Below are 8,786 nucleotides of genomic sequence, written 5' to 3'. Positions count from 1 at the left end.
TTTCCTTGCGGTGCAGCTGTTCGGCCGCGTGACGGGCCTCCCACTCCTTCTCGAGGGCGGTGCCCTCGATGTCCATGCGGGGGATGAGGCGGTTGAGCCAGCGGGGGATCCACCAGGTGGCGTTGCCCAGGAGGAACATCGTGGCGGGCACGAGTGCCATGCGGACGAAGAAGGCGTCGAAGAAGACGCCGACGCCCAGGGCGAAGCCGAAGATCTGGATGAACGGCAGCGGCTGGTCGATGAACGCGATGAACACGGCGATCATGATGAGCGCGGCGGCCGTGACCACGCGGGCTCCGCGGGTGAAGCCGACGATGGTGGACTCCTCGAGGGCGTCGAGCTTGGACACCGCGCGGGGGGTGTCCGGGTCGGGGTTCTCGTGGGACTTCACGCGCAGGTTGATGTAGTGCTCGCGCATGCGGGTGACCAGGAATACCTGGTAGTCCATGGCCAGGCCGAAGGTCACGCCGATGAGGAAGATCGGCATGAAGGAGATGAGCGGGGCCGGGGTGTTCACCATGTCCCACAGTCCCTCCTGCCACACGAGGACGGTGACGCCGAAGGCCGCACCGACCGAGAGCAGGAATCCCAGGCCGGCGACGAGCGGCACCATGATGGAGCGGAACACGCCGAGCAGCAGGAAGACCGCCAGGCCGACGACGATGCCGAGGTAGACCGGCATGGCCTCGGAGAGGCGTTCGGTGATGTCCATCTGCACGGCCGTGAGGCCCGTCAGGCCGATGTCGGCGCCGGTGGCGTCGGCGATCTGCGCGCCCTGTTCGCGCAGGGCGTGGGAGACCTGGGTGGTGTACTGCTCGTCGGGGCCGGTGAACGGGGTGACCATGATCTGGGCGCCGTTGGTGTCCGGGTTCATGCCCACGAGCTGGGCGTGCTTCACGCCGCCGACGTTCTTGAGCTGTCCGACGGTGTACATGTAGGAGGCGGTCACCGCTGCTTCCCGACGATCCACCGTCTCCCCCTCCGGTGCCATCGCCTCCTGCGCCCGGACGAGCGGCTGCAGGGCCGGGGCGTCGGGGTTGACGTTGTCGGCGTCGACGATGACCAGGAACGGGGCGTTGACGCCCGCGCCGAAGCCCTCGGCCATGAGGTCGGCGGACTTGCGCTGGGTGGTGTCGAGGTTGGACGTCGAGTCCGAGGGGAGCGAGAGCTCCATGGTGAGGGCCGGGTACGACATGGCACCGAGGGAGAGCACCACGACGGCCATGACCAGGCCCGGGGCGCGGCGGACGAAGCGGACCCAGCGGTTGCCCATGGTGGGGCGGCGGCTGCGGTCACCGGTGCGGCTGCGGCCCCGGCCCCGGCGGACGGGGTTGCCGGCGAGTCCGGGCACGCGGCCCTTGAAGGTGCGGTCCCCGAGCACGCCGAGCAGCGCCGGGATGAACGTCAGTGCGACCAGCACCGCCACGAAGACGGTGAACGCCGCGGACAGGCCCATGGCGGTGAGGAACTCGATGTTGACGATCGTCAGTGCGGCCAACGCGATGATGACCGTCGCACCGGCGAAGACGACCGCGGAGCCGGCCGTGCCGACCGCCATGCCGGCGGCCTCGTCGGCGGGCATCCTCTTCCGTTCCGCGCGGTAGCGGGACAGGATGAACAGGGCGTAGTCGATGCCGACGGCCAGGCCGATCATGACCGCCAGGACCGGGGTGATGTTGTTGAGCTCGACGAAGGCGGTGGCGATCATGATGACCAGCGCACCGAGGCCCACGCCGATGACGGCGGTGAGCACGGGCAGTCCGGCCGCCACGAGGGAGCCGAACGTCACGATGAGCACGACGAAGGCGATGGCCAGGCCGACGATCTCACTGGTGGTCTTCACCTCGATGGGGTCACCGAAGCCGGCGCCGCCGGCCTCCACCTGGATGCCCTCCGCGCGGCCGAGGTCCATGGCTGCGTTGACGATGCGCCGGTGTTCGTCGGTGACGTCCATCGACGAGGGGACGTCGATGGTGAAGGTGGTGTAGCCGATGCGGCCGTCGTCGGAAAGCATGGCGAGGTTCTCGGCGTCGTCGCGCGCGGACTCCTCGGGCAGGCCCTGCTCCGTCATCATCTCGATGACGCCCTGCTGCAGCGCGGGGGACACCTCGACGGGGTTGCCGAAGCGTTCCGTGCCGGTCAGGTCGGGCAGGTTGTCGCGGATGTGGGTGACCACCTTGTCGATGGCCGCCGAGTTGTGCGGATCCTCCAGCCTCTCCCCCGCGGGGGCGGCGAACACGACGTTCACCCCGGCGGCGTTGACCGGGTTACCGCCCTCGGGGAACTTCTCGACGAGCGTGTACGTCGCGTCGATCGACGGGGTGCCGCCGATGGAGAACTCGTTGGAGAAGGGCTTCTGGAACGTCACCGCGGCGCCGGCGACACCGGCGAGCGCCGCCAGCCACAGGACGATGACGATCCACTTGCGGTGAAAGGACCAGCGTCCCAGCTTGAACAGAAATTTAGCCACGGTGGATGGGCTTCCTCAGATGACAGACAACCAAACACGGCCAGTCTACCGAGACGGTCCGGAATCACCGAAGGCCCCGAACAACGTCGGGGCCTTCTGGTGGCGGTGGCGGAGGGATTTGAACCCTCGGTTGGGGATCACCCAACAATCGCTTTCGAGGCGATCACCTTCGGCCGCTCGGACACGCCACCCTGACAGGTCGGAAAGTTGACCTCGGTCAAGACTAAACCAGCGTGTCCCGGCGCGCCAAATCTGACTCAGCGGTCGTCGCGCTTGGCGTCCTGGACGGAGCCCAGCACGCGGTCGCCGGCCTCCTTGACGTTCTTGCCGGCCTCCTCGGCGGCCTCCTTCACGTCGGCCTTGGTCTGGTCGGCCTTGCCCTCGTGCTCGAGGCGCTCATTGTCGGTGAGCTTGCCGACGCCCTCCTTGATCTTTCCGCCGAGCTTCTCTGCCTTGTCTCCGATGCTCATGACATATCCTTTCGTTGATGTGATGTAGATCCCACGGTATCGACATATGTCGGCTCGCGCATAACATCACCGTAACGATTCGAAGAAGCCGCTCAGCAGCTCCGCACACTCCCCCTCGAGCACCCCGGCGCGCACCTGCGGGCGGTGGAGCTGGCCGGGGGCACGGACGGCGTCGAGAAGCGAGCCGCAGGCACCCGTCTTCGGCTCCCACGCGCCGAAGATCAGCTCCCCCACCCGCGCACCCAGCAGGGCCCCCACACACATCGTGCAGGGCTCCAGGGTGACCACCAGCGTGCAGCCCTCCAGTCGCCACGCGTCCCCGTGCTTGACGACGGCCTCCCGTATCGCCAGCACCTCCGCATGCGCGGTGGGATCCGCGTCCGCCTCCCGCCGGTTGGTGGCCGCCGCCAACTCGGTACCGTCAGGCCCGAAGACCACCGCACCGACGGGCACATCACCCGGCGGGGTCGTGCGTGCGACCTCCAGGGCCCGGCGCATGAGGCGCTCCGCCCGGACGAGGCCCTCCTCCCGGGGCAGGGTCAATCGTCGATCCCGGTGACGTCGAGAAGCTCATCGTCGAAGCCCAGCTCCTCCGCGATGCGCACCAGCTGCTGCGAAGGCCACAGATCCTGGTCATCGGCGATGACGCCGAGCACCTCCTCACTCAGACCGATGTCGGCGAGCAGCTCGAAGTCACCGTCCGGCCAGCCGTCGACGTCGTCGAGCTCCTCCGGGTCGAGGTCCGGGATCTCCGCGTCCAGCTCCGTGAGCACCTCCGCGGCGAAATCATCGTCGACCGCCATCGTCGCGTCGGAGAGCAGCGCCTGGACACCGTTCGGGGTGGGCCGGACGATGACGAAATAGTCGTCGTCGACGCACAGCAGCGCGAAGGCCGGACCCTCACTGCGCAGCCCCCGCACCGCCCGGACCGAAGTCTGCAGCGAGGAGAAATCATCATCGAAGGCACGCACCAGCCACTGCCCGTCGATGCGCGTGACCGTGACGGCGAAGCTGTGGCCGTACTCCTCGTGTTCCATACCGGTGAGACTAGTCCGGTTGTGCCACACTTGTCAGGTGACCTCGACGAACCTTTCCCGCACCATCTGCATTCTCGGCCTGGGCCTCATCGGGGGCTCCCTCCTGCGCGACCTCGCCGCACAGGGCGCCCACGTCTACGGCTACAACCGCTCCGGGGCCGGGGCCCGCGCCGCCGCGGAGGCCGGCTACGACGCCTCCGACGACTTCATCGCCACCCTCCGCCGCGCCGAGGAGGACAAGGCCCTCATCGTCATGGCCGCCCCCATGCCCGCCATCCCCGGCATGCTCGACGCCATCATGGAGCACGCCCCCAGCTGCGGCTTCACCGACGTCGTGTCCGTGAAGGCCGAGGTGTACTCCCTGGTCAAGGAACGCGGCCTCCAGGACCGCTACGTGGGCGGGCACCCCATGGCCGGCACCGCCGACTCCGGCTGGAGCGCCTCCCAGGAGGGGCTGTTCACCCGCGCGGCCTGGGTGATCACCTACGACCACGCCCCCGACGCCTCCGACGAATGGATCGCCCTGTGGACCGACGTGGTCCGCATGATCCTCGCCGTCGGCGCCGACGCCATCCCCTCCCGCGTCGACCACCACGACGCCGCCGTCGCCCGGATCTCCCACGTCGTGCACGTCTTCGCCGAGGTGCTCGCCATCGTCGGTGACAACGGCGGCGCCCTCGCCCAGTCCCTGGCGGCCGGCAGCTTCCGCGACTCCACCCGCGTCGCCGGCACCCAGCCCTCCCTCGTCCGCGCCATGTGCGAGACCAACGCCGACGCCGTCGTCGTCGCCCTCGACGAGGCCCTGGAGCTGCTCAACGACGCCCGTGCGTCGCTCGCCAAGCCCCGCCCCGACATCTCCCAGCTCGCCGACGCCGGCTACGCCGCCCGCATCCGCTTCGAGGCCCGCCACGGCGCCCGCGGCGAATCCGTCTCCCCCGTCAAGATCTCCTCCCGCCCGCTGCTGCGCCTCAACCCCGGCTCCCCCGGCTGGGTGAACCAGCTCGTCCAGGCGGAGTCCCTCGGCGGGCGGATCGACATCTTCTGACCCGCCTGTCTCAACCTGTCGATCCTGTTTTTCCGGCGGCACCGCGACCTGCGGGAATGTCTCCCCGCCGCCGACAGATTCGACAGGTTGAGACAGGGGCAGGGACGACAGGCAAACAAAAAAACCGGCCACCTCGCGGTGGCCGGTCATCCTGTGCGCCCGGAGGGATTCGAACCCCCAACCTTCTGATCCGTAGTCAGATGCTCTATCCGTTGAGCTACGGGCGCCTGCTGTTCGGCTGCTGCCTTGCAACGAGAAGTAACATTACATGGCAGCATCCGAAACTGGCAAATCGCCAGGTCAGGCCGGGTATCAGACGATCAGGCCGAACACCGGGATGGCGATGAAGTACGACGCCAGGGCGATGAGGATGACGGCGATGGCGTTGAGCCAGACGCCGCCCTTGATCATGTCGCCGATCTTGACGTAACCGGAGCCGAAGGCGATGGCGTTCGGCGGGGTCGCGACCGGCAGCATGAACGCACAGGTGGCGGACAGCGCGACCGGGATGGTCAGCAGCAGGATGTTCATGTCGGTGGCACTGGTCAGGCCGATACCGACGGCGACACCACCCATGATGGGCAGGAAGGTCGCGGCGGTGGCGGTGTTCGAGGTGAACTCGGTGAGCACCAGGACCAGCAGGGCGACGGCCGCTATGAGCAGGAATACCGGCAGGACCTCGAGGGCCTTGGCCTTCTCACCGATCCACAGGGACAGGCCGGTGGCGGTGAACATGCCGGACAGGGACAGGCCGCCACCGAAGAGCAGCAGGACGTCCCAGGGCAGCTCGTTGGCGGTCTTCCAGTCGAGGAGACGGACGCCCGACTTGGCGTCGGCCGGGATGGCGAACATCAGCAGGCCGGCGATGATGCCGACGATGGCGTCGTTGTAGCCCAGGGTGGAGCCGGTCCAGTTCATGATGAGCGGGACGAATACCCAGGACAGGGCGGCGAGGACGAAGATGATGGCCACCGAGATCTGCGGCTGGGTCCACTTGCCCATCTTGCGGATCTCCTCACGGATGAGCTCACGGCCACCCGGGATCTCGTCCATCTCCGGCTTGAACACCGTGATGAGCACGAGCCACGCGATGACGGTGAACACGGCGGCCACCGGCACGCCGACCAGCATCCACTGGCCGAAGCCGATGACGATGCCGTGGGCCTCGGACATGTAGCCGGCCAGCAGGGCGTTCGGCGGGGTGCCGATGAGGGTGCCCAGGGAGCCGATGGAGGCGGAGTAGGCGATGGACAGCATGAGGCCGGTCGCGAACTTCTTCTGCTTGCGCATGCCGCCGACGAGACCGGCGGTCAGCGACAGCACGGACAGGCCGATCGGCAGCATGACGACGGCGGTCGCGGTGTTGGACACCCACATGGAGAGGAAGCCGGTGGCGATCATGAAGCCCAGGATCAGGCGCTTCGGGCTGGTGCCGACCGCGAGGACCACGGCCAGCGCCATACGACGGTGCACGTTCCAGCGCTGCAGGCCCAGGGCCAGCAGGAAGCCACCCATGAACAGGAAGATCGTCGCGCTGGCGTACGGGGAGCCGACGGCGGAGAAGCCGGCGACACCCGCGAGCGGGAAGATCGCGATCGGCAGCAGGGCGGTGGCGGCCAGGGGGATGGCCTCGGTCATCCACCAGGCGCCCATGAGGACGGTGGTCGCCGCCACGATGCGCATCGCCTGGTGGGAGTAGTCGACCTCCGGGTCCGCGCCGGCGGACTGCAGGACAGTCTCGGGGGCGTCGGACGGGAAGATGAAGTAGACGAGGGCCGCGAGGGCGAGGCCGAGGATGAGGCCGAAAGCCTGGCGGTGCCATTCGCGCGGGTCACGCGGGTCAGACAGGTCGCCCGGTGCGGGTTCTACCGCGACCTCTGCCTCTCGGTTCTCCACGTCGGGGTGAGGAGTGCTCATGGTGGGTGCACGATCCTTCTGTTCGGTGTTCTTGGTCAATGGACAGTAGATACGAAGTGACAGTGCAGAAATGACAGCACTTCCTAAGCCATACATAAGTGCAGGACGACACTTTTCGCCAATCACACACCACTGGTCACGCCGCTTTAAATTCGCGGCGTGACCAGCAGGAACAGCCTCACCCCCGGGGCCAGGCACCCCCAGTTCGGGGGAGTGGGGAATCTACAGCCCCATGACCGACTTCGCGATGAGGAAGTAGATGATCAGACCCGTCGCATCCGAGAGCGTCGAGATGAACGGGTTGGAGAACACCGCCGGGTCCGCACCGACCTTCTTCGCGATGATCGGCATGACGCCACCCACCGTCGCAGAGAAGGTACACACCATGAGCAGGGTCGAACCGATGACGATGCCGATGTTCAGGCCGTAGACCACGGTGGCCAGCAGGAAACCGATGCTGCCGAGCACCGCGCCGAGCAGCATGCCCACGCGGATCTCACGCCACGCCACGGACACGACGTCCCGCGGTCGCACGTCACCGAGCGCCAGGGCGCGGGTGACGGTCGTCGCCGCCTGGTTGCCGGTGTTACCGCCGGTACCGGTCAGCAGCGGGATGAACAGGCTGAGCACCACCGCCGCCGCCAGGGTGTCCTCGAAGGTGTCCAGGACCTGGACGGTCAGCAGCGCCGAGATCGCCAGCACGAGCAGCCAGACGATACGCGACTTCACGATCTTCACCAGCGGAGTCGACAGGTAGGGCTGCTGCAGCGGCTCGTGGGCACCGGAACGCGCCGTATCCTCGGAGTCCGCCTCCTCGACGATGTCGACGGCGTCATCGAAGGTCAGCATGCCCACGAGACGCTCTGAGTCGTCCACCACCGGCATGGCCAGCATGTCCAGCGGCAGGAACCAACGGGCGGTCTCCTCCTCGTCGGCGTGCGCGTTGGCGAACACCGGCTTGGACATCAGCTCGACGAGCCCCGTCGACCCTTCCGCCGTGAACAGGTCACGCAGCGAGACCACGCCGACGAGCAGCCGGTCCCGCGAGATGATCGGCAGGGTGTAGATCGTCTCCACGTCATTGGCCACGCGGCGCAGCTTGTCCAGCACCTCATCGACCGTGAGGTCCTCGTAGATGTGCGGGACCTCCGGCGACATGCGACGACCGACCGACCCTTTCGGGTACCCCAGGACCACACCCGTGATGTCACGTTCGGTGTCGTCCAGGGTCCGCATGAGGCGTTCGGCGATCTCGGCCGGCAGTTCGTCGAGAAGCGAGACACGGTCATCCGGGTCCAGCTCCGCGAAGAACTCGTAGACGGAGTTGTCGCCCAGCGCATCGATGAGATCAGCCTGGTGAGCTGCATCGAGGGCGTCGAAGACCTCGATCGCGCGGCGGCGGGACAGCAGCCGCAGGACCACCGCGGCCCGCGTCGCGGAGGAACGCTCCACGAGGGCGACGACATCCTGGATGGGAGGTTCATCCAGCAGTACGGACAATTCGGCTGCGCGTTCCGGCGGGACCCCCTCATCGGAACGGATGATGCGCTCCAGGCGCTCGAGAACGTTGACGTCGGTCATGATGACACCTCCCGGCATTTCGGAACCCGCTCCTCGCGGGTTCATCCGTTGGCTCACGCTACCCCATAAGTCCCCGGACATGGCCCTCACCAGCAACGCTCAACGAGGACAGGGCGACCACCCGCAGGTGATCGCCCTTCACTGGTGCGCCCGGAGGGATTCGAACCCCCAACCTTCTGATCCGTAGTCAGATGCTCTATCCGTTGAGCTACGGGCGCGCGGAGACGAGAGGATTCGAACCTCCGGCCCGCCGCAAAGCAGGCAAC

The 8,786-nt window shown here is 67.4% G+C and carries 7 protein-coding genes and 3 tRNA genes; 1 reads left to right on the top strand and 9 read right to left on the bottom strand.

Features of this window, described 5'->3' with window-relative positions:
• From GXZ33_RS08375 to GXZ33_RS08355, 5 genes are all read right to left on the bottom strand, one after another.
• Nucleotides 1-2,470: MMPL family transporter (locus GXZ33_RS08375; protein ID WP_291340402.1), on the bottom strand; the 2,470-nt coding region annotated here is incomplete at its 3' end.
• Between the two features lie 100 nt (nt 2,471-2,570).
• Nucleotides 2,571-2,661 (bottom strand) — tRNA-Ser (locus GXZ33_RS08370).
• Between the two features lie 66 nt (nt 2,662-2,727).
• Nucleotides 2,728-2,940: a CsbD family protein gene (locus tag GXZ33_RS08365; protein WP_291340401.1), complete on the bottom strand. Its 213-nt coding sequence runs from the start codon at nt 2,938-2,940 to the stop codon at nt 2,728-2,730.
• Nucleotides 2,941-3,006: 66 nt separating this feature from the next.
• Entirely contained in the window at nt 3,007-3,483 is a 477-nt protein-coding gene (locus tag GXZ33_RS08360; protein WP_291340399.1) for a nucleoside deaminase, read from the bottom strand.
• Complete coding sequence (locus GXZ33_RS08355) at nt 3,480-3,977, bottom strand: tRNA adenosine deaminase-associated protein (protein WP_291340397.1); 498 nt, start codon at nt 3,975-3,977, stop codon at nt 3,480-3,482. The genes GXZ33_RS08360 and GXZ33_RS08355 overlap by 4 nt, the downstream gene beginning before the upstream one ends.
• A gap of 37 nt (nt 3,978-4,014) precedes the next feature.
• Between GXZ33_RS08355 and GXZ33_RS08350 the strand changes: the two genes are divergently transcribed.
• Nucleotides 4,015-5,022 (top strand): prephenate dehydrogenase, encoded by a 1,008-nt coding sequence (locus tag GXZ33_RS08350; RefSeq protein ID WP_291340395.1) that lies wholly within the window; start codon nt 4,015-4,017, stop codon nt 5,020-5,022.
• 154 nt (nt 5,023-5,176) lie between these two features.
• Here the strand turns inward: GXZ33_RS08350 and GXZ33_RS08345 are convergent.
• The 4 genes from GXZ33_RS08345 to GXZ33_RS08330 all read right to left on the bottom strand — a co-directional run bounded on the left by GXZ33_RS08345 (nt 5,177) and on the right by GXZ33_RS08330 (nt 8,738).
• Nucleotides 5,177-5,249, bottom strand: a tRNA-Arg gene (locus GXZ33_RS08345).
• Nucleotides 5,250-5,334: 85 nt separating this feature from the next.
• On the bottom strand, nt 5,335-6,939 hold the full coding sequence (locus GXZ33_RS08340; RefSeq protein WP_291340393.1) for a DASS family sodium-coupled anion symporter: 1,605 nt from the start codon (nt 6,937-6,939) through the stop codon (nt 5,335-5,337).
• Nucleotides 6,940-7,161: 222 nt separating this feature from the next.
• Complete coding sequence (gene mgtE, locus GXZ33_RS08335) at nt 7,162-8,520, bottom strand: magnesium transporter (protein ID WP_291340391.1); 1,359 nt, start codon at nt 8,518-8,520, stop codon at nt 7,162-7,164.
• Between the two features lie 142 nt (nt 8,521-8,662).
• A tRNA-Arg gene (locus GXZ33_RS08330) sits at nt 8,663-8,738 on the bottom strand.
• Nucleotides 8,739-8,786 lie beyond the last annotated feature (48 nt).

It is taken from the genome of Corynebacterium sp. (genome assembly GCF_012838985.1).
Taxonomy (GTDB): Bacteria; Actinomycetota; Actinomycetes; order Mycobacteriales; family Mycobacteriaceae; genus Corynebacterium.
Note: the sequence above shows the minus strand (reverse complement) of the source record. Positions and strands in the feature narration are given on the sequence as shown.